Origin of the sequence: uncultured Barnesiella sp. (assembly GCF_946496565.1) — a bacterium.
GTDB classification, from domain to species: domain Bacteria; phylum Bacteroidota; class Bacteroidia; order Bacteroidales; family Barnesiellaceae; genus Barnesiella; species Barnesiella merdigallinarum.
On the sequence record NZ_CAMMHD010000001.1, the window covers coordinates 134,095 to 155,436 of the forward strand.

The 21,342-nt window shown below is 55.1% G+C and carries 22 protein-coding genes; 14 read left to right on the plus strand and 8 right to left on the minus strand.

Features of this window, described 5'->3' with window-relative positions:
* Positions 1-23: 23 nt before the first annotated feature.
* The 3 genes from Q1K76_RS00520 to rsmA form a co-directional block, all read right to left on the minus strand.
* Positions 24-854 carry a lysophospholipid acyltransferase family protein gene (locus Q1K76_RS00520; protein ID WP_143240907.1) on the minus strand — a complete coding sequence of 277 codons (831 nt, stop codon included), beginning with the start codon at positions 852-854 and terminating at the stop codon, positions 24-26.
* A gap of 108 nt (positions 855-962) precedes the next feature.
* Complete coding sequence (mgtE, locus tag Q1K76_RS00525; protein ID WP_087408149.1) at positions 963-2,312, minus strand: magnesium transporter; 1,350 nt, start codon at positions 2,310-2,312, stop codon at positions 963-965.
* Between the two features lie 65 nt (positions 2,313-2,377).
* Positions 2,378-3,163: a 16S rRNA (adenine(1518)-N(6)/adenine(1519)-N(6))-dimethyltransferase RsmA gene (rsmA, locus tag Q1K76_RS00530; RefSeq protein ID WP_087408148.1), complete on the minus strand. Its 786-nt coding sequence runs from the start codon at positions 3,161-3,163 to the stop codon at positions 2,378-2,380.
* Positions 3,164-3,300: 137 nt separating this feature from the next.
* On the opposite strand from rsmA, the gene Q1K76_RS00535 reads away from it, so the two are divergent.
* From Q1K76_RS00535 to Q1K76_RS00545, 3 genes are all read left to right on the plus strand, one after another.
* Complete coding sequence (locus Q1K76_RS00535) at positions 3,301-4,341, plus strand: lysylphosphatidylglycerol synthase transmembrane domain-containing protein (protein ID WP_087408147.1); 1,041 nt, start codon at positions 3,301-3,303, stop codon at positions 4,339-4,341.
* Between the two features lie 28 nt (positions 4,342-4,369).
* Positions 4,370-5,839 (plus strand): aminoacyl-histidine dipeptidase, encoded by a 1,470-nt coding sequence (locus Q1K76_RS00540; RefSeq protein ID WP_300130249.1) that lies wholly within the window; start codon positions 4,370-4,372, stop codon positions 5,837-5,839.
* Positions 5,840-6,008: 169 nt separating this feature from the next.
* On the plus strand, positions 6,009-6,437 hold the full coding sequence (locus Q1K76_RS00545; protein ID WP_087408145.1) for a hypothetical protein: 429 nt from the start codon (positions 6,009-6,011) through the stop codon (positions 6,435-6,437).
* A gap of 90 nt (positions 6,438-6,527) precedes the next feature.
* Here Q1K76_RS00545 and Q1K76_RS00550 read toward each other — a convergent pair whose 3' ends face one another.
* From Q1K76_RS00550 to Q1K76_RS00560, 3 genes are read right to left on the minus strand one after another with little or no spacing between them, the layout of a single operon-like run.
* Positions 6,528-6,794: a DUF4834 family protein gene (locus Q1K76_RS00550; RefSeq protein ID WP_087408144.1), complete on the minus strand. Its 267-nt coding sequence runs from the start codon at positions 6,792-6,794 to the stop codon at positions 6,528-6,530.
* Between the two features lie 58 nt (positions 6,795-6,852).
* A complete protein-coding gene (gene pssA, locus Q1K76_RS00555; RefSeq protein WP_300130253.1) occupies positions 6,853-7,551 on the minus strand; it encodes a CDP-diacylglycerol--serine O-phosphatidyltransferase in 699 nt (232 codons plus the stop codon).
* Between the two features lie 6 nt (positions 7,552-7,557).
* Complete coding sequence (locus Q1K76_RS00560; RefSeq protein WP_087408286.1) at positions 7,558-8,217, minus strand: phosphatidylserine decarboxylase family protein; 660 nt, start codon at positions 8,215-8,217, stop codon at positions 7,558-7,560.
* A 245-nt stretch (positions 8,218-8,462) separates the two neighbouring features.
* On the opposite strand from Q1K76_RS00560, the gene Q1K76_RS00565 reads away from it, so the two are divergent.
* The 8 genes from Q1K76_RS00565 to Q1K76_RS00600 all read left to right on the plus strand — a co-directional run bounded on the left by Q1K76_RS00565 (position 8,463) and on the right by Q1K76_RS00600 (position 16,176).
* Entirely contained in the window at positions 8,463-9,413 is a 951-nt protein-coding gene (locus Q1K76_RS00565; protein WP_300130255.1) for a hypothetical protein, read from the plus strand.
* Positions 9,410-9,853: a hypothetical protein gene (locus Q1K76_RS00570; protein ID WP_087408141.1), complete on the plus strand. Its 444-nt coding sequence runs from the start codon at positions 9,410-9,412 to the stop codon at positions 9,851-9,853. The genes Q1K76_RS00565 and Q1K76_RS00570 overlap by 4 nt, the downstream gene beginning before the upstream one ends.
* A 43-nt stretch (positions 9,854-9,896) precedes the next feature.
* On the plus strand, positions 9,897-10,100 hold the full coding sequence (locus Q1K76_RS00575; protein ID WP_087408140.1) for a hypothetical protein: 204 nt from the start codon (positions 9,897-9,899) through the stop codon (positions 10,098-10,100).
* Between the two features lie 6 nt (positions 10,101-10,106).
* Positions 10,107-11,345 carry a ThiF family adenylyltransferase gene (locus Q1K76_RS00580; RefSeq protein ID WP_300130259.1) on the plus strand — a complete coding sequence of 413 codons (1,239 nt, stop codon included), beginning with the start codon at positions 10,107-10,109 and terminating at the stop codon, positions 11,343-11,345.
* A 6-nt stretch (positions 11,346-11,351) separates the two neighbouring features.
* The gene (locus Q1K76_RS00585; RefSeq protein WP_087408138.1) at positions 11,352-11,729 is read left to right on the plus strand and encodes a hypothetical protein; all 378 of its coding nucleotides are present in this window, start codon (positions 11,352-11,354) and stop codon (positions 11,727-11,729) included.
* A 130-nt stretch (positions 11,730-11,859) separates the two neighbouring features.
* Entirely contained in the window at positions 11,860-12,804 is a 945-nt protein-coding gene (locus Q1K76_RS00590; protein WP_258326497.1) for an RluA family pseudouridine synthase, read from the plus strand.
* A 137-nt stretch (positions 12,805-12,941) separates the two neighbouring features.
* Positions 12,942-15,401, plus strand: a complete 2,460-nt coding sequence (gene pheT, locus Q1K76_RS00595) for a phenylalanine--tRNA ligase subunit beta (RefSeq protein WP_300130261.1) — start codon at positions 12,942-12,944, stop codon at positions 15,399-15,401.
* A gap of 43 nt (positions 15,402-15,444) precedes the next feature.
* Positions 15,445-16,176, plus strand: a complete 732-nt coding sequence (locus tag Q1K76_RS00600) for a YebC/PmpR family DNA-binding transcriptional regulator (protein ID WP_087408135.1) — start codon at positions 15,445-15,447, stop codon at positions 16,174-16,176.
* Between the two features lie 109 nt (positions 16,177-16,285).
* On the opposite strand, the gene Q1K76_RS00605 is transcribed toward Q1K76_RS00600, so the two are convergent.
* Positions 16,286-16,762, minus strand: a complete 477-nt coding sequence (locus tag Q1K76_RS00605; RefSeq protein WP_087408134.1) for a DUF695 domain-containing protein — start codon at positions 16,760-16,762, stop codon at positions 16,286-16,288.
* A gap of 238 nt (positions 16,763-17,000) precedes the next feature.
* On the opposite strand from Q1K76_RS00605, the gene Q1K76_RS00610 reads away from it, so the two are divergent.
* Positions 17,001-17,816 carry an SGNH/GDSL hydrolase family protein gene (locus Q1K76_RS00610; protein WP_300130265.1) on the plus strand — a complete coding sequence of 272 codons (816 nt, stop codon included), beginning with the start codon at positions 17,001-17,003 and terminating at the stop codon, positions 17,814-17,816.
* 35 nt (positions 17,817-17,851) lie between these two features.
* Positions 17,852-19,216: a DNA recombination protein RmuC gene (gene rmuC / locus Q1K76_RS00615; RefSeq protein ID WP_298663412.1), complete on the plus strand. Its 1,365-nt coding sequence runs from the start codon at positions 17,852-17,854 to the stop codon at positions 19,214-19,216.
* Positions 19,217-19,307: 91 nt separating this feature from the next.
* Here the strand turns inward: rmuC and Q1K76_RS00620 are convergent, their stop codons facing one another.
* Positions 19,308-20,225, minus strand: a complete 918-nt coding sequence (locus Q1K76_RS00620) for a bile acid:sodium symporter family protein (protein ID WP_087408131.1) — start codon at positions 20,223-20,225, stop codon at positions 19,308-19,310.
* Between the two features lie 185 nt (positions 20,226-20,410).
* Between Q1K76_RS00620 and Q1K76_RS00625 the strand changes: the two genes are divergently transcribed.
* The gene (locus tag Q1K76_RS00625; RefSeq protein ID WP_300130267.1) at positions 20,411-21,292 is read left to right on the plus strand and encodes a hypothetical protein; all 882 of its coding nucleotides are present in this window, start codon (positions 20,411-20,413) and stop codon (positions 21,290-21,292) included.
* Positions 21,293-21,342 lie beyond the last annotated feature (50 nt).

The window sequence follows — 21,342 nt, forward strand, 5'->3', positions numbered from 1 at the left end:
AAAACGGGTGTAGGTGGTGTGTTTTAGCGCTGGCTTTTCAGTTTTCTCAGCTTGTCGGTCTCGTGCCGCAGGAATGCTCCCAGCTCTTCGGTGGTACGGTATTGGGCCAAGGTCTCGGGCTGAATGATGTTGCCGATAGAGATGTGTATGGTCTGGTGTTCCTTCTTGAATACCTCGGCCGGTAGCCGCAAGGCTCTCAATTGCCAGCTTATCAATCCCAGCAGGTTGTAGAACAGGGAGTTGTGTCCGTGAAAAAAGACGGGAATCACCGGCTTTTTGATTTGCTGGATGAGGCGTATGATGTTGGGTTGCCACTCCCGGTCTTCAATCTTGAGGCTCCACTTGAGGCGCGACACGGCACCGGCGGGGAAGAATCCGAGAGGATGGCCGTTTTTGGCTTGCAAGAGAGCTTCGCGTATGCCGTTGAGCGAGACGTAACGTCGCTCGGGGTTGGAGTAGGGGTCTACGGCAATGAAGTTGTCGGACATGGCCTTGATGTAGTTGAGTATCCAGTTGACCATCACCTTATAGTCGGGGCGGCGAGCCGCAATCAGTTTGATGATGATGACTCCGTCGAGAGCACCGAACGGGTGGTTCGATATGGTGACGAACGAGCCTTCGGGCAGGTGGTCGAGCACCTCTTCGTTGTCGACCTTGCAGGTGATGTCCAAATCGTCGATGATGGCGTTGACAAAATCGGCTCCTCTCAAATCGCAGTGGCGTCCGTAGAGGGCATTGATATCGTCGAGTTTACAGATTTTGGCTAATCGTTGGAGTATTTTGCCCCCTCTCTCGTTGTTCAACTGGGGGACGATTTCCTGTAAATCGGAGATATCTAATATGCTTCTTTTCATTTTTGAGTTTATGTCGGTTAAATCTTGGTCTCAATCGCGTGGACAAAAATATATATAATAACGATTGAAATACACAAAAGTATGCAAAATTTTTCGTCTCAGTCCCTTTTAGGTCGAGAGCATATAGCTTATGCTCATGTAGATGAGCATGCCTATGATGTCGTTGGTAATGGTGATAAAGGGGCCTGTGGCAATGGCCGGGTCTATCTTGAACCGCTCGAGGGTGAGGGGCACGAGAGTACCGAATATCGAGGCGAATATCACGACGGCAAATAGCGAGAGCGACACCGATACGGTGGTGGCCATGTTGTCGAGGAAAAACCAGTTGTAGACGAAAACCAGCAGCGAAATCATGCAGGCGTTGATGAGGGCTACGCCCAGCTCCTTGAACAGTTGTTTGCCGGCCGTCTTCATGTCGAGCTTGCCGTTGGCCAGGCCCTGCACGACGATGGCCGATGACTGGATGCCCACGTTTCCGCCCGTACCACCGATGAGGGGGATGAAGAGGGCGGTGGCTGGATTGCGGGCGATGTTGGCCTCGAAGTTGCCCAGAATCACCGAGTTGGCCAGACCGCCGAACATGCCGATGAGCAGCCACGGCAGGCGGGCCGCCGTCTGGGTGAAGACGGTATCGTTCGACTCGACGTCTTGCGAAAGACCCGATGCCAACTGGTATTCACGCTCCGACTGTTCGCGCACCTCGTCCATCACGTCGTCGACGGTAATCTGCCCCACCAGCCGCCCGATGCTGTCGATTACGGGGACGGCCACCAGGTCGTACTTTTCGAAGGTGACGGCCACCTCTTCGATGGGGGTGTCGGTCTTGACCGATACGGGGTCTTTGCGCATGACGTGCTTGATCTTGGAGGCCGACGGGTTGGTAATCATCTTCTTGAGGGGAAAGACGCCTTTGAGCCGGTCGTCGTCGTCGACCACGTAGACGTAGTAGAGTTCGCCCAGCTCCTCGGCCTGGATGCGCATCTGTTTCACGCACTCGGGCATGCTCCAGTTTTCGTTCACGACCACCATCTCGGTACCCATGAGACCGCCGGCGGTATCCTCGTCGTACTTCAACAGGTCTACGATGTCGCCGGCCTGCTCCACGTCGTCGATGTGCGAGAGAATCTCTTCCTGGGCATCCTCGTCCATCTCGCGGATGAGGTCTACGGCGTCGTCGGAGTCCATGTAGTCGATGAACTGCTTGGCAATCACCTCACTGGGCAGTTGCTTGAGCATCTTCTTGCGGTCGTCCTCGTCGAGTTCGAGCAGTACGTCGGCCGCCTTTTCGCCGTCGAGCAGCATGTATATGTACTCGGCCTCGTCGAGGTTGAGCTGCTGGTACAGCTCGGCGATGTCGGCGGGGTGCAACTCCTTGAGCAGTTCGCGAGCCTTGTCTTTCTCGTCGTTCTTGATGATTTGCTGGACGTTCTGTATATATTCGGGCGTAAACTTTTCCATGTCTCAGCCTCCTTGGGTTTGAATCCGGAACAGGGTGGAAGGCCGACGGTATTCCGGCAGGTTGTTTATGGGATGATATAACTCTCTAACAGGTTGGTGAGGGCGATGAACCGCTCGACCGACAGCCGCTCGGGGCGTTCGTCGAAGATGGGGTCGGACAGGACTTCGCACTCTTTCCCGACCAGGCTTCTCAGTGAGTTGCGCATGGTCTTTCGCCGTTGGTTGAAGGCGGTTTTGACAATCTGTTTGAAGAGCCGTTCGTTACACCCCAGTTGCTCGACCTGGTTGCGGGTCATCCTGATGACCGCCGACTTGACTTTGGGCGGGGGATTGAACACGTGCTCGGGAACGGTGAAGAGATATTCTATATCGTACCAGGCCTGCAGCAACACGCTCAGTATCCCGTAGGTCTTGCTGCCGGGAGGGGCGGCCATGCGTTCGGCCACCTCTTTCTGAATCATGCCGCTGCAACAGGGTATGCGGTCTTTATAGTCGAGAATCTTGAAAAATATCTGGCTCGAGATGTTGTAGGGATAGTTGCCGATGACGCAGAAGGGGCCTTCGTAGAGTTGGGCCAGGTCGAGCTTGAGAAAGTCTTTGGCGACAATACGGTCGCGCAGCTCGGGAAAGTGCTCCTGCAGGTATTCGACCGACTCGGGGTCGAGCTCGACCACCGTGAGGTCGTGGCCTTTATCCAGCAGAAACCGGGTGAGGACTCCCATGCCGGGCCCCACCTCGAGCACGGGCATGCCTTTGTAGCTGGCCAGGGTGTCGGCAATCGCCTCGGCTATGCTCAAGTCGGTGAGAAAATGCTGTCCCAGCGATTTCTTGGGTTTGACCATGTAGCTCATGAAGGTTCCGGTTTCAGTTGTGAGTCAATAAAATATTTACAGCGGAGATTTTTCAGGCCTCCGTTCGCTACAAAGTTGGAGATAAACCTTTATCTTTGCAGCATACAAAGGTATAACAAATTTTTAAAACGGGAAAATTGAAAAGGATAATCCGCGATATTGTAAAATATCTGCTTCCTCTGCTCTGCGGCGTATGGTTGTTCTGGTATGTCTACCAGCAACTCGATGTAGAGACCATACTCCAGATTCTTAAAACCGATGTAAACTATACTTGGGTTGTCCTCTCGATGGGGGTGGCCGTTTTCAGTCATATAGCCCGGGCCTTGCGCTGGCGTTTGCAGTTGCGCGCGCTGCATATAGAGCCGTCGATGCGTGTCCTCATCAATGCCATCTTCGGCATGTATGCCATGAACCTGCTCTTCCCCCGCCTGGGCGAGGTGTGGCGCTGCGGCTATGTGGCCCAGCGCGAGAAGGCGTCGTTCAGCAAGGTGCTGGGGTCGATGGTGTCGGACCGCCTCTCCGATACGGTGATGGTGGCGTTGCTCACGCTGCTGGTCTTTTTCATGCAGATGAAGCCGTTTATCCGGTTTCTCGACGAGAACCCTTCGATCGAGGCGGGGGTGACAAGCGTGCTCACATCGGTGTGGCTCTATGTGGGTATTGCCGTCTGCATCGGGGTGGTGATCTGGTTTTTCCGCACCAACAGCCAGAGCCGGCTGGTGCAGCGCATCAAGGGGCTGATGGCCAACGTGTGGGCCGGTTTTGCTTCGATTGTGACCATGCACGGTAAATTTCAATTCATATTCTATACCCTCTTTATTTGGTTCTGCTATTTTATGCAGTTATATTTGTGCATATTTGCCTTCCCCAGCACGTCGCATCTGACGGTGGCTGCGGTGTTGCTGCTCTATGTGTTGGGCAGTCTGGGCATGGGACTTCCCGTGCAGGGGGGGATAGGACCGTGGCACCTGGCGGTTATCGCGGGTCTGTCGTACTACGGTATCACGGGCAACGAGGCCGGCGCCTTTGCCTTTGTGGCACACGGGTCGCAAATGGTGCTGGTTGTGCTGATAGGAATATATGCCTTCATTTCGATGGCATGCGATAAGAAGAAACCCAAGGGCGAACGGGTTGTGGACGATATTGTGACGGAGATTCCCGAGTCGGATCGCCTTTGACAATTTACGGATCTATAAAATTATAACTATGGACAGCAAAATCACATCTCTTCAGCCGCAGGCTGTGTGGAAACATTTTCAGGCGATTTGTCAGATTCCCCGTCCGTCGGGACACCTCGACAAGATTACCGAGTATATCATGGGTGTAGGTCGTTCGCTGGGTTTGGAGACGATTCACGACAAGGCTGGAAATGTCATCATTCGCAAGCCGGCTACGCCCGGCATGGAGAACCGCAAGCCGGTCATTCTGCAAGGTCACATGGATATGGTGCCTCAGGCCAACAAGTCGGTGAAGCACGACTTCGAGACCGATCCTATTCTCCCCCGTGTCGACGGCGACTGGGTGACGGCTACCGAGACGACGCTGGGCGCCGACAACGGTATCGGCATCTCGTCGATTCTGGCTATTCTCGAGTCGAAAGATCTCAAGCATGGCCCCCTCGAAGCGCTCTTTACCTACGACGAGGAGACCGGCATGTATGGCGCTATCGGGCTGGAACCGGGCGAGCTGCATGGCGAAATTTTGCTGAATACCGACTCGGAGCAGGATGGCGAGCTCTACATGAGCTGTGCCGGCGGTGTGGATGTGAATATCGAGTTCCGCTACAAGGAGGAACCCTATACGCCGGCTCCCAACGAGATAGCCGTGAAGCTGACTCTGGGCGGACTGCACGGCGGCCACTCGGGTGTGGATATTCACCTGGGCCGCATGAATGCCAACAAGGAGATGTTCCGCTTCCTGAAAGAGGCGGTGTCGGAGTATGAGGCCCGCCTGGCCAGTTACAGCGGCGGTACGCTGCGCAATGCCATCCCGCGCGAAGCCGAGGCCGTGGTGACGATTCTGGCCGAGGACAAGGAGGATTTCATGGATGCCGTGAATGACTTTGCCGCTACGCTCAAGCGGGAGTATGGCTTCATCGAAGAGAACCTCTACTTTACGGCCGAGCAGACCGAACTGCCGCATTCGCTCCTGCCCGAGGAGATACAGGACGACCTCATCAACGCCATCGTGGCCTGCCACAACGGTGTGTATCGCATGATACCCGATGCCCCCGACGTGGTGGAGACCTCGTCGAACCTCTCGATTGTGCGTACCTCCGAAGGGTATATCGAGGTGAAGATTCTCGTGCGCAGCTCGAGCGAGAGCATGAAACGGGCTTTGGCTTCGGAGTTGGAGAGCACCTTCTCGCTGGCCGGTGCCCGGGTCGATTTCGATGGTGCCTATCCCGGTTGGGAACCCAACTTCAAATCGCAGATTCTGAACCTGATGAAACGGCTCTATCCGCAGGTAACCGGGCGTGAGGCTCAAGTGAAGATGATGCACGCCGGTCTCGAGTGCGGTATTATCGGTGCCAACTATCCGGGCCTCGACATGATTTCGTTCGGCCCCACCATCAAGCACCCGCATTCGCCCAACGAGAAGGTAGAAATCTCTACGGTCGAGACCTTCTGGAAGCTGTTGGTGGCTGCCTTGGAGAATATCCCGGTGAAGGAGTGAAACGATAATAAATGCTAAAAGCAGTCGATGCGGTTGCTCGCATCGACCGCTTTTTTGTTTTGAAATATATTCTTTGGTGTCAAGTGCAATCGGGGCCCGGGGCAAACGGGGCGAGGCGTGGAACCTACCGAGATAGCCTGTGGGGAGAGATTGCGAAAAACAGAATGAAATGAACGGTGAAATAAACGAGACTCAAACAGGCCGCAGCCGGGGCGAAGCCCTGCGCCGGTCGTTCCGCCGCTTCCTGTGGATTGCGGGAGTGGTGTTGGTAGTGGCCCTGGGCGCCTTTGTGTATGTGCGTTACTATTTTGTATTCGGCTCGGGTGTGAAGGCGGGTACTCTCAACTATGTCGTGAAGAAGGGCTATGTGTTCAAGACCTACGAGGGGACTCTCATCATGGAGGGATTCCGCACGGCAGGGCAAGGGTCGCTGCAGTCCAACCAGTTTGTCTTTTCGGTCGATGATGCCAATTTGGCAGATTCGCTCATGCGCATGAGCGGACGTCATGTCGAACTGAAATACAACGAGTATCTGGGAGCATTGCCCTGGAGGGGATACAGCAACTTTATCGTTGAAGAGATTCTGTCGGTGAAATAGCGCGGCTGCTACAAGCCGCCACGAGACAGGGGAGAGACTGGCTGCAGACCTCTTGACGAGAGGCCGCGCGACGGGTCTCTCTTCTTTTTTTTATTCCTTTATATCTTCGAAGTCGATATACTCGCCCTCCGAACTGTCAATCTTCTTTTTCCCTTTCTTGGTACTGGTATACCAGGTCGTGGAGCGTTCGCCCTGTGAGCGGCTGCTCTGTTCCTGCCGGCCGAAGGTATTGCCAGCCCCCTCTTTTCTCCCGAAGAATATGCGGGATATAAAGCGTACGACCAGTTGGATGAGAGCCAAGAGGGGCACAAAGAAGATAATAAAGAGTATAATCAGAAGCAAAAATGCCAAGTGCATAATCGATACATATTAGGTTTATATCCCAGTAGGAACAAAAATCGTTCCGTTTTTGTTTTTATCGCTTGCGGGCTGTCAACAGCGACAAGACGATATACAAGCCTATGGTGGCGGCAAGACCGGCCAAACCCAAGGAAATGAGACAGATTGCCGCAACGGCGATGATGAGGTAGCGCAGGTAGTTCTCTTTCCACTTCAGGTTTTTGAACTTGAGCGAGAACATGGGAATCTCCGATACCAGCAACAGCGAGAAGATGATGACCAGCGTCACGATGGCGTAGCCGCATACGGGGCTCTCCATGCGCAGCACGGCCTGGCAGACACCTATCCAGAAGAGGGCGTTGGCCGGTACGGGCAGCCCGATGAACGAGGTAGTCTGGCGGGTATCGATGTTGAACTTGGCCAACCGCAGTGCCGAAAATACCGGGATGAGCAGCGCGCTCAATGCCCACCACGACTGGTATTCGGCCATGCCGTGGAATGTGCTGTTGTAGGCCATCAAGTGCATCACCATCAGACCTGGAGCCAGCCCGAAACTGATGAGGTCGGCCAGCGAATCGAGCTCTTTACCCAACGGAGAGTAGGCGTGCAGCAACCGGGCGGCCATGCCGTCGAGAAAATCGAAGAGGGCCGACAACCCTATGCACAAGGCAACCCAATCGTATTGGCCCTGAAATGCAAAAATGCAGGCGAAGCATCCCGAGAGCAGATTCAGGCAGGTGATGGAGTTGGGTATATTTTTGACAATTGCGTTCATGATTGCTTATTTTAGGCGGGCTATTTCGGTTAAATCGCCTGTAGTCTTGTCGTTCAGTTTCACCTTGATGTCGCTGTCGAGCGGCAGGTAGAGGTCGACACGCGAGCCGAACTTGATGAAGCCCATGTGCTCGTCTATCTGGCACGAGTCGCCCACCTCGGCATAAGTGACGATGCGGCGAGCTACGGCTCCGGCAATCTGGCGAACCAGCACCTCTTGTCCGTTTTCGGCCTTGATGACGATGGTCGAGCGTTCGTTCTCGGTGCTTGATTTGGGCAGATAGGCCGCCATGAACCGGCCCTGTTGATGACTCACGTGGAGCACTTCGCCGGCTACGGGGAACCAGTTGGCGTGCACATTGAGTATATTCATGAAGATGGATACCTGCATGCGTTTGTCGTGGAAATACTCATCTTCGAGCACCTCTTCGAGTACGACTACCACACCGTCGGCCGGAGCCACCACTACATTTTTACGGTCACCTTTGAACCGACGCTTCGGAGAGCGGAAGAAGTTGACAACCAGCAGGAAAAACACAATCGAGACTACATGCACAAAAATCGCTATCCAGGCGATTTTTACCCACATGTAGATAGGTATGTTCAAAATAAGCAGGACTACAAACAGTAAGAGTAATATGTTTTTACCTTCTCGGTGTATTTTCATTTTCATTTTTTTACTCGATTTAGATGCAGCGGGCAAAGGTAATAGTTATTTGTGGAAAGACCAAGATAATGACTGTTTTTTGCTTCTTCGGGAATTGAAGAGAATAATTTACAGGAGTAGTTGTATGGGTGATTTTAATTCGCGAAACGTATTTTCCGGGCGATAAGTTTGTAAATGTCGATATTTTTTATTTATATTGCATAAGAGAGAATCTCTTGTTGTACAAAGCGAAAAACACCAGCCGTATGGAGACAGATAAAGGGGGTTATGAGGACATCTATATTTTCCGGGAAGAGTTGGATTTCATGATGCGGGTTATCCTCGACTCGCCACAGATGGAGACAGGGGGTAACCTGTTCGGCTACTGGACTGCCGAGGGCGATGCCGTGGTGGTGTATGTGCTGGGGCCGGGGCCGAAATCGGTGCGCCGGTTTACCAGTTTCGTTCAGGATGCCAATTATCTGCAACGCCACGTCGACCTGCTGTCGCGGGAGCATCGGTTGTCGCACATCGGGGTGTGGCATTCGCATCACGGGCTGGGTCTTTCGCATCCGAGCGGAGGCGACGTGCAGTCGATACACGAGGGTATGTATGCCGACGGTCTGTCGCGTTGCGTGCTGGCCATCGGGGTATGTGTGCGGCAGAGGGCCTCGGCCAACGCTTTCTCGTTTGTGAATCTGCACCATCGGGTGACGATGGAGCAGCGCCCGTGGCTGGTCGTGCCGGGCGAGGGTCCGGTACGGGCCCGTTACGATGCAGCCCACGGCGACAGTCTGATTTTCCCGTTTACCTCCGTAGCCGTATATGGCGAGATGAATGCCCGGGGCGCGCAGCAGGCTCCTGCCGCGGGGCAGGTGACTTTCGAGCGCGGCTTTTGGCTGAACGACCGGGCGAACCGCCTGCAACTGAAGCAGATTGTGGCTTACATACAGGGGCGCTATGCCGATGCGAAACTGCTGAAGGTCGACGACGAGACCATCGAGGTGCGATTCGAAGTGCCCGGCCGGGCCTCGTGGCGATTGGTATTCGGCCCGGATTTCCCGGTGAGGGCCCCTTATGTGGTGCGCTATCAGGCGGGGGAGACTTCGTCGTGGAATCTGGGAGCTTTGGGGCGGCCCGGGGCCCCTCTCTGGAGTCCGCTGTCCGATGGGATAGCCCCGTCAGTGATTAACCGTTTAAAAGATTTATCGATATGACAAATGAAAGGTACCAAATCGAGTTGGGCGTGTTGCAAAACTCGACCATCAAACCCAAACAATACCGGTTTATGGATATGAATACATCGCATCCCTATCTGGCGGTAGCCATCCAGACTAACTCCCTGCGGTGTTACGTGGTGAAGATCGACCTCTCGGACAACTACCCCTACAATATCCCGAAGGTGTTCATCACCAGCCCTAAACCCCTGCTGACCCGCTCGGGTGGCAGTATGCTCTCGCCCAGCCACAGCATGCACACGCTGGCCGGCGAGAATGGTTGTGTGCGGGTATGCCACTACGGCCATGCCGACTGGGCCCCCAACCGCATCACCCTCTACCAGATTATCATCAAGGTGCGCATCTGGCTCGAGATGTACGAGTGCCACCTGAAAACGGGGCGTACCCTCGACGAATTTCTGAAGGGGGCGGCCTATTGAACCTGTTGAAAATGAATTGTAAAACCGATAAAAAAGAGTAATTATGGGACTGTTCGACAAAAAGAAAACCGACGATTGTGTAGATTTGGGCGAAGCTCTGGCGCAGACCAACAGCGGACGCCGCGAAGTGGAACTGGTAATCGGCGACGACGGCGAACTGGAGGCGATGACTCCGGCCGAGGCCGAACGCAGCGGAAAGGAGAAGGTGGGCACGACCATCGGCACGAAACCCTACTATGCCAACTGACCGGGTATGGAACCGATTGTTTATCTCTATCAGAATCATCTGCAGGAGTTCTGGAACAGCGGGCAGGCGCAGTGTTTCGGGGCTGCCTTCGAGTGGAAGGGCGAGCAGGTGTACCACGTCTACCTCAAGTACCCGCAGGTGGCCCCTACGGGTTACTCGATGCCCTGTCTCTTCTGGGTGGTCGACCAGGCGGGGTATGAGCGGGCCGACGACGAGGCGGCTGCCGTCTATCGCGATTTGCCGTCCGAAGCCCGGCGGGTGCCGGTGGTGATTGTGTGCATCCGGGTCGAGGCCGACAACCGGGTGAAGTCGCGTGCCTTTATCGTCGATGGCGAGCAACAGGTCGAGGCTGCCGTGAAGTATGTGCCCCGCCGCAGCGAGCTCTATACCCGCAGCAAAGGGTTGCTCGAGGTGGGGGCTCTGGAGGAGAAGAAGGTGCTGATTGTGGGGCTCGGGAGCGGTGGTGCTCCTATTGCCGTCGAGCTGGCCAAGGCCGGGGTGGGGCATTTCATCCTCATCGACTTCGACCGCATAGAACTGCACAACATTTCGCGCCACATTTGCGGCGTGAACGAGTTGGGGCGTCTCAAGGTCAACGCCGTGAAAGATGCCATCCTGCTGAAGAACCCCTATGCGCAGGTCGAGACCCTGGCCATCGACATCAACCGGCACCTCGACGAGCTCGAGCGGTGTATTGCCGAGAGCGACCTCACCATCGTGGCTACCGACGAGTATGCCAGCCGCTACAACATCAACGCCCGGCTGGTGAAGCTGGGCAAGGTGGGGCTGTTCGGCCGGGCCGTTACCCGGGCCGAAGGGGGCGATATTCTGCGGGTGCGGCCGGGCGGACCCTGTTACGCCTGCCTCACGGGAAATCCCATCTATCACCAGAACGACGAGATTACCGATGTGCGCCGGGCCCGCGAGCTGGGCATCATCCCGGCCTATGTGTCCGACGAAGATGCCAATGCCATGGTGCAGGTGGGGCTGTCGACCGACATCGCTCCCATCAACAACATGATGGTGAAGCTGGCCCTCAACGAACTGTCGAGGGGTATCGAGTGCGGCATCTCGTCGCTGCTCGAGGAGCTCACCTACGACTACTACATCTGGGCCAACCGGCGCGACTACCAGTTTGCCAACTGGGCCCCGTTCAACAACAACCCCAAGCGTCACCTCACCATCCTGCGCTGGTATGGCGTGAAGTTGAAAAAGGATGCTGAGTGTATGGAGTGCAGACAATAGGAATCCATGGGCAAGCATCGCATCATAACCCTGCGCAACGGCACCCGGGTAGACATGTCGACCGGCGAAATCATTTCGCAAGGCCGCCCCGATTACATACACCGTCCCCAACGCACCTTCTGGGAGCGGGTGGGCGACGGGGTGCGCCGGGTATTCAGTTTCCTCTGGTCGGTCGTTGCCTTCATTCTGGCAGCTATTGTCTTCGTCTGGCGGGCCATGGGGTATATCATTATGTTCGGGGGGCTTCTGGGAGTGGTCGTGACATTCATCTCGGCATGGATAAGCGACGGTTTCCTGTCGGCGCTGGTGGTGGGATTCATTGCATTTATCGTGTGGTCGATTGCCGTGGGGATAGCCAGCAAGCTGGGTATGATCGACGGTTAGTCTTGCCGTGCAGAGCAGACGGGTCGGCCGGTGCGGACCGGTCGTTTGCGTATAAAAGAGCGGGTTATGTTTGTCTTTGCGGTGGCTTTGCACTATCTTTGCACGACAAAATTGCAAAAATAGAAAACGTATGCGCCAACCTTCTCACAAACGGCCAGTCCGTCGGTTTTCCGACAAGGATGTCAAGCACTACACCGTCGAGCACGACGACACGTTGCTCAACTACCTGTATACGCTCTTCGGCGACAAGAGCCGCACTACGGTCAAGTCGTATCTGGTCCATCGCCAGGTCGCGGTGAACGATATGCCGGTGACCCAGTTCGACACGCTACTGCATGCCGGCGACGAGTTGAAAATCAACTTCAAGGCCGGGTTTAGCGTGTTCAAGCACAACCGCCTGCGGCTGGTCTATGAAGATGAGTATATCCTGGTCATCGACAAGGGCTACGGCTTGCTGTCGATGTCGACCGAGCGCATCAAGACCGGCACGGCATACAGCATCTTGAGCGACTATGTGAAGTCGCAGAACCCCGAAAACAGACTCTTCATCGTACACCGGCTCGACCGCGACACCTCGGGGCTGATGATGTTTGCCAAGAGCAAAGGCATACAGGAGCAGATGCAGCACAACTGGCACAACATGGTGCTCGAGCGCAAGTATGTGGCTGTGGTCGAGGGTCAGATGGAACAGCCCGAGGGGATGGTGCGGTCGTATCTGGCCGAGAATTCGGCCTATCAGGTCTACTCGACCGACAATCCCGAGGAGGGGCAGTTGGCCATTACCCGCTACAAGGTGTTGAGCAGCAACAAGCATTTCTCGCTGGTAGAGCTCAACTTGGCTACCGGACGCAAGAATCAGATACGTGTGCACATGCACGACCTGGGTCACAGCATTGCCGGCGACCGCAAGTATGGCGCTCACGGCAGCCCGTTGGGTCGGGTGGCTCTGCATGCCTACAAGTTGCGCTTTGCCCACCCGGTTACCCGCAAGGAGATGAATTTCGAGACTCCCATACCGCCCCGTTTCCTCTCGATTACGGCAGGCTCGGGTGCGCCGGATGCCGAAAAGAAATAGCGTCGGCGCGGGTTGAAAAATCGGTAGAGCGGTTGGCTTTTAAACAGTTTCTTATTAACTTTGGCAAAATTTTTCGGGGAGCCCGTTCAAAGAGCTCTTTCGGAATGCGATAGGATAGAAGATAAAATTGGTTCATTATGAATATTTCGTATAACTGGCTGAAAGATTATGTAAACTTCGACCTCACTCCCGAGGAACTTTCGGCTGCTCTTACCTCCATCGGCCTCGAAACCGGCGGCATCGAGGAGGTACAGACGATAAAAGGAGGCCTCAACGGCCTGGTTATCGGCAAAGTGCTCACCTGTGTAGATCACCCCAATTCGGACCACCTGCATATTACGACCGTCGACCTGGGCGAAGCCGAGCCGGCTCAAATCGTGTGCGGCGCCGCCAATGTCGCTGCCGGGCAATATGTGGTAGTGGCCACGCTGGGCACCGTGTTGTATAGCGGCGACGAGAGCTTTACCATCAAGAAATCGAAAATCCGCGGCGTGGAGTCGTTCGGCATGATTTGTGCCGAAGACGAAATCGGTATCGGCACTTCGCACGACGGCATCATCGTGCTGCCCGAGCCTGTGAAACCCGGTACGCCCGCCAAAGAGTATTACAATATCAAGAGCGACTACATTCTCGAAGTCGACATTACCCCCAACCGCATCGATGCTGCATCGCACTACGGCGTGGCTCGTGACCTGGCAGCCTATCTGACCCAGCACGGACACGATGGCGGCCTGCATCGTCCGTCGGTAGAGGGCTTTGCCATCGATCGCAAGGATGGCGGCATCGCTGTCGAGGTGGAGAATCACGAGGCCTGTATCCGATACAGCGGCGTGACGGTGCGCAACGTGAAGGTGGCAGAGAGCCCCGACTGGTTGAAGCAACGTCTGTCGGCTATCGGGTTGCGACCCATCAACAACGTGGTCGATATTACCAACTACCTGCTGCACGGCACGGGGCAACCGCTCCACTGCTTCGACCTGAACCGCATCGCCGGCGGCAAGGTGATTGTGAAACCGGCCAAGGAGGGCGACAAGTTCGTTACGCTCGATGAAGTGGAACGCACGTTGACAGACCGTGACCTGATGATATGCAACACCGAGGAGCCTATGTGTATTGCCGGCGTATTCGGCGGTTTGAAGTCTGGCGTGACCGACGAGACGACCGATGTATTCCTCGAATCGGCCTGCTTCAACCCCACGTGGGTGCGCAAGACGGCCCGTCGTCAAGGATTGAATACCGACTCGTCGTTCCGCTTCGAGCGGGGCGTCGATCCCAACGATACCCTCTATGCCCTCAAACGGGCTGCCATGCTGGTGAAAGAGTTGGCCGGCGGCGAAATCTGCGGCGACATCGTCGACATCTATCCGTCGCCCGTAGCGCCTTTCCCCGTGACATTGACTTATGAAAAGATAGATACCCTTATCGGCAAGCACATCCCTGCCGAAACGGTGAAGAGCATCCTGCACAGCCTCGAAATCGAGATTGTGAGCGAGAATGAGCGCGAGCTCTCCCTGCGGGTGCCCACCTATCGGGTGGATGTACAGCGCGATGTCGACGTAATCGAAGACCTGCTGCGTATCTACGGATACAACCAGGTGGAGATTTCGGACCGCGTACACTCGAGCCTCTCCTACAAGACTCCGGTCGATGAGGCTCACCAGTTGCTGAATCTGGTTTCGGAGCAGTTGACCGGCTGCGGGTTCAACGAGATTATGAACAACTCGCTCACCTGTGGTGCCTACTACGACGACCTGCAATGCTGGCCCCGTGCTCACTGCGTGACGCTGCTCAACCCGCTGAGCAACGACCTGAACGTGATGCGTCAAACCCTGCTGTTCGGCGGCTTGGAAAGCATCTCGCACAACATCAACCGTCGTCGGGCCAATCTGCGGTTCTACGAGAACGGCAACTGCTACTACTTCAACCCCGAGGCACACAACGGCGAGAAGATTCTCTCGGGTTACAGCGAGGAGAAGCATTTTGCCTTGTGGCTCACCGGAAACCGGGTGGAAGGCAGTTGGGCTCACCCCGATGAGAAGTCGACCGTGTATGAGATGAAGGCTTACGTCGAGAATATCTTTGCCCGCCTGGGCATTGCCGGTGACATCGTGGCCGTGCAGACGAGCGACGAGGTCTACTCGGCAGCCCTCACCTACAGCAACCGCGGCGGCAAACTGCTCGGCAAGATGGGTCTCGTATCGCACAAGATACTGAAGCGGTTCGACATCGATGCCGATGTGGCCTTTGCCGAACTGAACTGGGATGCCCTGATGAAGATGGCCGCCAAACACGCCGTACTCTTCAGCGACCTGCCCAAGTTCCAGGCCGTGAAGCGCGACCTGGCTCTGCTGGTAGACAACTCGGTGGCCTTTGCCGACATCGAGAAAGTGGCCCGCGAGAGTGAGCGCAAACTGCTCAAGGAGGTTTACCTCTTCGACGTGTACGAGGGTAAGAATCTGCCCGAGGGCAAGAAGTCGTATGCCGTTACCTTCATGTTGCAAGACGAGAACAAGACCCTCAACGACAAGCAGATCGACGCTATCATGCACAAGATAGTCTCCAATCTGCAACAGAAGTTGGAGGCACAGTTGAGATGATTCAATACTAACAAAAAATAAAAGTAAAAGATAAAATTATCCTATGGGAAGAGCTTTTGAATATCGTAAAGCCAGAAAATTGAAGCGTTGGGGCAACATGGCCCGTACGTTCACGAAGATTGGTAAGGAAATCTCTATTGCCGTAAAAGCCGGCGGTCCCGATCCCGATGCCAACCCCCGTCTGCGCGTGCTGATGCAGAATGCCAAAGCCGCCAACATGCCCAAAGAGAATGTAGAACGGGCTATCAAGAAAGCATCGTCGAAAGATGCCGGTGATTATAAAGAGGTCGTTTACGAAGGATACGGTCCTTTCGGTATCGCTATCGTGGTAGAGACTGCTACCGACAATACCACCCGTACCGTAGCCAACGTGCGCAGCTACTTCAACAAGGCCGGCGGTTCGCTGGGCACGACGGGTAGCCTTTCGTTCCTCTTTGACCACAAGTGTGTGTTCCACATCAAACCCAAAGAGGGTGTGTCGCTCGAAGACCTCGAACTCGAAATGATCGACTACGGCGTAGACGAGCTGGAGGCCGACGACGAGGAAATCGTACTCTACGGCGAGTTCTCGGAGAACAACAACATCCAGCACCACCTCGAGGAGGCCGGCTATGAGATTATCAGCGCCGAATTTGAGCGTATTCCCAACGACGTGAAGGAGGTGACTCCCGAACAACGAGCCTCGATCGAGAAGCTTATCGAGCGTTTCGAAGAGGATGAGGATGTGCAGAACGTATTCCACAACATGAAGGAAGAGGACGACGAGGAAGAGTAAAATCTGTACAAGAGTCGTAAACCGATAAACAAAAAGGGAGAGCCCGCACGATGGTGTCGAGTTCTCCCTTTTGTCTTATCCGGGATGAGGCAGCCGGGGCTGGAGGTGGTTACTCCTCGGGGCTGTCGTCGTATTCGTCGATTTCGCAGTCGTCGTCCTGTCCCTTCAACTCACACATCTCGCGGTATTCGTTCCACTCGGGATCTTTCTCGGTATAGATGGTGATAGGCAGGGTCTCGAAGGGGGCGAGAGCTTCGTTGAGGGTGCGGCCGAAAGCGGGGATGTTGCGGGTGTAGAACACCCAGGTACGCTCGCCGTCGCCCGTATAGATGCCGGTGAAGATAGCCAGTTTGTCCTTCTCCATGGCCCGTTTCAGAGCGGTTTGTGCCTCCTCCATGAGTTCGCTGGTCTTTTCGGTGGGCATGCCTTTGCTGTCGGGCTCGTATTTCCAGGTGATTTCGACCCGCTCCTTGAACTTGCCCGATTGAATGAACGGCTCGATTTCGGTACGGCCCGAAACGATAATCATGTGGTCGTTGTTTTCGGCTTCGGTAAGGGCCGAGAACCATACATCTCCTAATTTCATACGCTGGAATTTTTGTCGGTTATGGTTACAAATGTAATTATAAAAGTGAGAATGGAGAAATTTATTGTCGGTTTGTGGGGGAGAAGTGCGAGAATATTTGCGGGGGAATGATTTTTTTCGTTTGTCTCTGTTCGTGTCATTTAATATCTTTGTCAAATAATTGTGTATCGTTGTATCGTGTAGTCCCATGAACCGTCTCTTGCGTTGTTTATGTCTTACTCTTTTGCTCTTTATAACGATGTCGTGCGATACCGTTTGGGAAGAGAAGGCGACAGGTAAGTTGGAAGTTCCCGATAAGGCTCTGTTTATCGGGAATTCTTTGCTGTTGGGTAATGGTACTTTTGGCATGAATGCGACTTGTGAGGATTGCGATTATCACGCTATCCTGCAGAAGCGGTTTCTGGAAAAGAATCCGGCGTATACCGACATACGGTTGTCGGGGACGGGGTTCGAGGCTTGCGAGAATGAGAAGCAGCAGAGGGCCTGGTTGGAAAACATGTTGCAGCCCCGGTTGAGCGACGATTTGGATCTGGTGGTCGTGCAGATTGGCGAGAATGTAAACACACAGAGCAAGCGAGTTGCTTTTGTGCAAGGGGCCAGAGCGCTTGTCAGGACCATAAGAAGCGGAGCACCTCGGGCCCGTATCGTGTGGATGTATGGCTGGTACGCTTCGAATCAGGTTACGACGGCGATAAAGGATGCCTGTCGGCCTCACGATGTGGCGCTTATTACGATAAACGATATTCGCTCTGCTGCCAACAGCAGCTCGATAGGGACTGTCGTGACCCGTACGGAGCCGACGTCTCAGACTTTGAAATATACCCGTTATGCCGTGCTGCCGGACAATCGTCTGCAAATCGATTTCACGATTGGCGGGCGAGCGTACCAGGCAACCGTGCAGGTGACGGGATATAGCGATAATGTCGAAGCAAAGACCTTGACCTGGCAGGGATACGAGACGATAACAACCGATGAGGGTGTGGCTTCTCACCCCGGAGACAGGGGCTTTGAGCAGATAGCCCGGCGGTTTATCGAGGTGCTGAAGATGGATTGAGAATAAATGGATTGTAATAATTATTGGATATAACGATGATGGCTGTATTGATTGGTATATTGGCGACGTTGGTTGTAGCGGCCGCGGCGTTTTGGTTCCTGTACAATTCGCGCCGCAAGGGTTGGCAGGAGACTTTGAGTGAGAGAGCCCGCGAAGCGGAGGAGTTGAGGGTGCGCAACGGTGTGCTCGAGGCGCAGGTGAACAGTTGCACGGCTCGGTTGGCCGAGATGCAGACGCAGCTCGACGTGGCCAGTCGGGAGCGGGAGCAACTGAATCGCGAGAAGGGCGACTTGCAGGCACGCAACCAGGTGCTCGTCGAGAATATGGAGGTGCAGAAGCAGGAGGTACAGCGAGTGCGCCAGGAGATGAGCAACGAGTTCAAGGTGCTGGCCAACGAGATATTGCAGGAGAAATCGAAGAGCTTCTCGGAGTTGAACCGGGAGCGGTTGGCCGAGGTGCTCAACCCGCTGAAGGAGCGGCTCGAGGGTTTCAAGAAGACGGTCGAGGAGACCTACAGCAGCGAGGCTCGCGAGCGGTTTTCTCTGAAGGAGCAGATCAAGGAGCTGGTGCAGCGTAGCGAGACCATAGGTGTAGAGGCCAAGCAACTGACCCAGGCGTTGCGGGGCGACTCGAAGATTCAGGGCGACTGGGGCGAGATGATTCTGGAGAGTATTCTCGAAAAGTCGGGGTTGGAGAAGGACCGCGAGTATTTCATTCAGGAGACGTTGCGCGACGACGAGGGTCACACGATACAGAGTGCCGAGGGCCGCAAGATGCGCCCCGACGTAATTATCCGTTACCCCGGCGGCGACAACCGCCAGATGGTCATCGACTCGAAGGTGTCGCTCACGGCCTATGTCAATTATGTGAATGCCGAGACGCCCGAAGAGGCTGCCGCCGCGCTGAAGCAGCATCTGGCTTCGGTCAAGAAACATATCGACGAACTGTCGAACAAGAGTTATCAGGACTACGTGGGCAAGGGCGATCATGTGATGATGTTCGTGCCCAACGAGGCAGCCTACCTGGCTGCCATGCAGGCCGACCATTCGTTGTGGCAGTATGCCTATGACCGGCGGGTATTGCTGTTGAGCCCGACCAACCTGATTGCGGCTTTGAAGCTGGTGGCCGACTTGTGGCAGCGCGACAAGCAGACGCGTCACGCCATCGATATAGCCGAGGAGGCGGGCAAACTGTACGACAAGTTTGTGGGCTTCATCGACGACATGGAGAAGATTGGCAAGGCGTTGGGAACGGCCAACACCACCTATGGCGAGGCGATGAAGAAGTTGAAGAACGGCACGGGCAACCTGATAGGCCGTGTGGAGAAACTCAAGGGCATGGGCGTGAAGGCCAAGAAGAACCTGCCGGCCACGACCGGCGACGACGAGTCGGCCGATTAGCGGTGGCTTGCGACCACCCCCTGTTTGAGGGGGATAATAATCATTTGTGATTCGATTGGAATCGTGGCGGGGTGGTAACCGGGAGTGACGGTTATCGGTGGGCCGCTGCGCGTTTCTCTTTCAGGTAGAGCTGGTAGCTGTTGATGCTGTTTTGCCAGATGATGTACGAGGCTGGACCTATCGAGGTGATGGGCGAGAGGTAAGTCAGAGCCATCCAGATGGCCAGCACCGTATTCTTCTGACCCAGACCCTGGGCTCCCGATATTTTGTCGCCATATTTTCCGCCGATTTTACGACCCAGATAGAACTGCCCTACACAGGCCACGAGCGAAAGCAGCGCGATGGCAATTTCGAAAGGTACCGATTCCCAACCTTGTTCGATGATAAAGGTGACCGCTTTGCCCACTACGAGGAAAAGCGATACGGCCCACATGTAGAACGAGAGGGCCTGCCGGTTCTTCAACTCGTTGTGTATGCGGGGGAAGAATCGTTGCAGTACGAGGGCGATGACCAGAGGCAAGATGAGCAGCGGCAGTACCTTGCTGCAGATGATGAGGAAGGAGTCGACAAACGAGATGTCGGCATGTACACCCATGAAGGCAAAGATGAGAGGCGAGAGCAATGCCACGGCCAGGTTGCTGACCAGACTGTAGGAGACCAGCGTGGATACGCTGCCGCCCAGCATGCCGGTGATGACGGGGGCCGCCGTCGCCGTAGGGCAGAAGAGGCAGATGAAGGTACCTTCGGCAATGATGGGGTCCCAGAAGTAGAGAGCTCCGAAGACTATAAGCCCGCCGATAATCTGTATGGAGAGTAGCCCCCAGTGCAGGGGTTTGATGCTCAGCTCTTTGATGGAGATTTTGCAATAGGTGACCAGCAGCATGGCAAAGATGAGGCAGGGTGCCAGCAGGGTGGCCCAGTAGGCAATGGCCCGGGGGAACAGATAGCCGGCTACACTCCCGGCAATCATGGCCGTGGGCAGCATATAAGTCTTGGCTTTGGGTGACATGGACAATACCTCTTTTGGGAAATTTTTGCAAAGTAATGCCAAACCGGCGATAAACGCAATGTTTTTGTTTGAAAAGAGTTTAAAGCCAGATTGATAAAAAGGGGGCATGGGGTAGGTATTCTTGTGAATATGGTGTAAATTTACCCCAACGGTACATTAGACCCAATCTAAAATATAGTGTAGTTATGCGAAAAATCATGTGGTGGGCCCTCGTGTGGGGCTCGATGGGGCTGGCGCAGTCGGCCGAGTATGCCTATGTGCCCCTGGTACGCGACGGTGCCGAGTGGGGCTATTCTCAAGAACTCTTTGGCAAGAGCTATTACCGCAATCTCATTCAGGGCGACACCGTGGTGAACGGCGAGTCGTACAAGCGGTTTTATACCTTCCAGGGCTGTGAACCTACGGCCGACGAGAACCTGGCCTTTGTGCGCGAGGCCGACAAGAAGGTTTACATCACTTTTAACCAGGAGCTGATGCCGGTCGAGAATCTGTATAGCCACGAGTTTCTGATTTACGACTTCGGGGTCAAGGTGGGCGAGGCGGTGGCTCACTTCGACTGGATGACCCAAACCCAGGTAAACTCTACCATCAGCCGGATTGATACCATCGAGATGGGCAATACCTTGCGGCAACGCTTTTGGGCCGATGGCTCGGTGCTGTGGATCGAGGGGCTGGGTGTGGAAGAGGGCGACTGGTTGCGACCGGGTTGCTCGGGCGAAACGAGTGGTTTCGACACGCACGACCGGCTGGTCTATGCCCAGGCTCCCGATGGTACGGTAGAGTATGCCACGGCCGATGCTGCCAACGACCCCTGTTACAGCGGGGTGGACGAAATCGATAACGATAGTTGGCGCATGGCCCGCCAGGGCGACCGGCTCGAGATTACCTGTGCCGAGGGCGAGTTCGAGGTGGTCGAGTTGCTCGACCTTTCGGGACGTGTGCTCTGGTGCGACTATCTCTCGGGCGAGACGCAGGTGTCGATACCGGTGAATGACTATCCCTCGGGCATCTATATCGTGGCCCTTTCGTCGCACGGCCGACGGGTAGCTCGTCGCGTGGCGTTGTGACAGCAGACCCGGTATGACGGTAAAAGCACGAAGAGCCGCAGCGTCGCTGC

What these genes read in the sequence shown, in the direction of transcription:
- Q1K76_RS00520 (WP_143240907.1), bottom strand. Translation starts at nt 854, where the DNA reads ATGAAAAGAAGCATATTAGATATCTCCGATTTACAGGAAATCGTCCCC.
- mgtE (WP_087408149.1), bottom strand. Translation starts at nt 2,312, where the DNA reads ATGGAAAAGTTTACGCCCGAATATATACAGAACGTCCAGCAAATCATC.
- rsmA (WP_087408148.1), bottom strand. Translation starts at nt 3,163, where the DNA reads ATGAGCTACATGGTCAAACCCAAGAAATCGCTGGGACAGCATTTTCTC.
- Q1K76_RS00540 (WP_300130249.1), top strand. Translation starts at nt 4,370, where the DNA reads ATGGACAGCAAAATCACATCTCTTCAGCCGCAGGCTGTGTGGAAACAT.
- Q1K76_RS00545 (WP_087408145.1), top strand. Translation starts at nt 6,009, where the DNA reads ATGAACGGTGAAATAAACGAGACTCAAACAGGCCGCAGCCGGGGCGAA.
- Q1K76_RS00550 (WP_087408144.1), bottom strand. Translation starts at nt 6,794, where the DNA reads ATGCACTTGGCATTTTTGCTTCTGATTATACTCTTTATTATCTTCTTT.
- pssA (WP_300130253.1), bottom strand. Translation starts at nt 7,551, where the DNA reads ATGAACGCAATTGTCAAAAATATACCCAACTCCATCACCTGCCTGAAT.
- Q1K76_RS00560 (WP_087408286.1), bottom strand. Translation starts at nt 8,217, where the DNA reads ATGAAAATACACCGAGAAGGTAAAAACATATTACTCTTACTGTTTGTA.
- Q1K76_RS00565 (WP_300130255.1), top strand. Translation starts at nt 8,463, where the DNA reads ATGGAGACAGATAAAGGGGGTTATGAGGACATCTATATTTTCCGGGAA.
- Q1K76_RS00570 (WP_087408141.1), top strand. Translation starts at nt 9,410, where the DNA reads ATGACAAATGAAAGGTACCAAATCGAGTTGGGCGTGTTGCAAAACTCG.
- Q1K76_RS00575 (WP_087408140.1), top strand. Translation starts at nt 9,897, where the DNA reads ATGGGACTGTTCGACAAAAAGAAAACCGACGATTGTGTAGATTTGGGC.
- Q1K76_RS00580 (WP_300130259.1), top strand. Translation starts at nt 10,107, where the DNA reads ATGGAACCGATTGTTTATCTCTATCAGAATCATCTGCAGGAGTTCTGG.
- Q1K76_RS00585 (WP_087408138.1), top strand. Translation starts at nt 11,352, where the DNA reads ATGGGCAAGCATCGCATCATAACCCTGCGCAACGGCACCCGGGTAGAC.
- Q1K76_RS00590 (WP_258326497.1), top strand. Translation starts at nt 11,860, where the DNA reads ATGCGCCAACCTTCTCACAAACGGCCAGTCCGTCGGTTTTCCGACAAG.
- pheT (WP_300130261.1), top strand. Translation starts at nt 12,942, where the DNA reads ATGAATATTTCGTATAACTGGCTGAAAGATTATGTAAACTTCGACCTC.
- Q1K76_RS00600 (WP_087408135.1), top strand. Translation starts at nt 15,445, where the DNA reads ATGGGAAGAGCTTTTGAATATCGTAAAGCCAGAAAATTGAAGCGTTGG.
- Q1K76_RS00605 (WP_087408134.1), bottom strand. Translation starts at nt 16,762, where the DNA reads ATGAAATTAGGAGATGTATGGTTCTCGGCCCTTACCGAAGCCGAAAAC.
- Q1K76_RS00610 (WP_300130265.1), top strand. Translation starts at nt 17,001, where the DNA reads ATGTCGTGCGATACCGTTTGGGAAGAGAAGGCGACAGGTAAGTTGGAA.
- rmuC (WP_298663412.1), top strand. Translation starts at nt 17,852, where the DNA reads ATGATGGCTGTATTGATTGGTATATTGGCGACGTTGGTTGTAGCGGCC.
- Q1K76_RS00620 (WP_087408131.1), bottom strand. Translation starts at nt 20,225, where the DNA reads ATGTCACCCAAAGCCAAGACTTATATGCTGCCCACGGCCATGATTGCC.
- Q1K76_RS00625 (WP_300130267.1), top strand. Translation starts at nt 20,411, where the DNA reads ATGCGAAAAATCATGTGGTGGGCCCTCGTGTGGGGCTCGATGGGGCTG.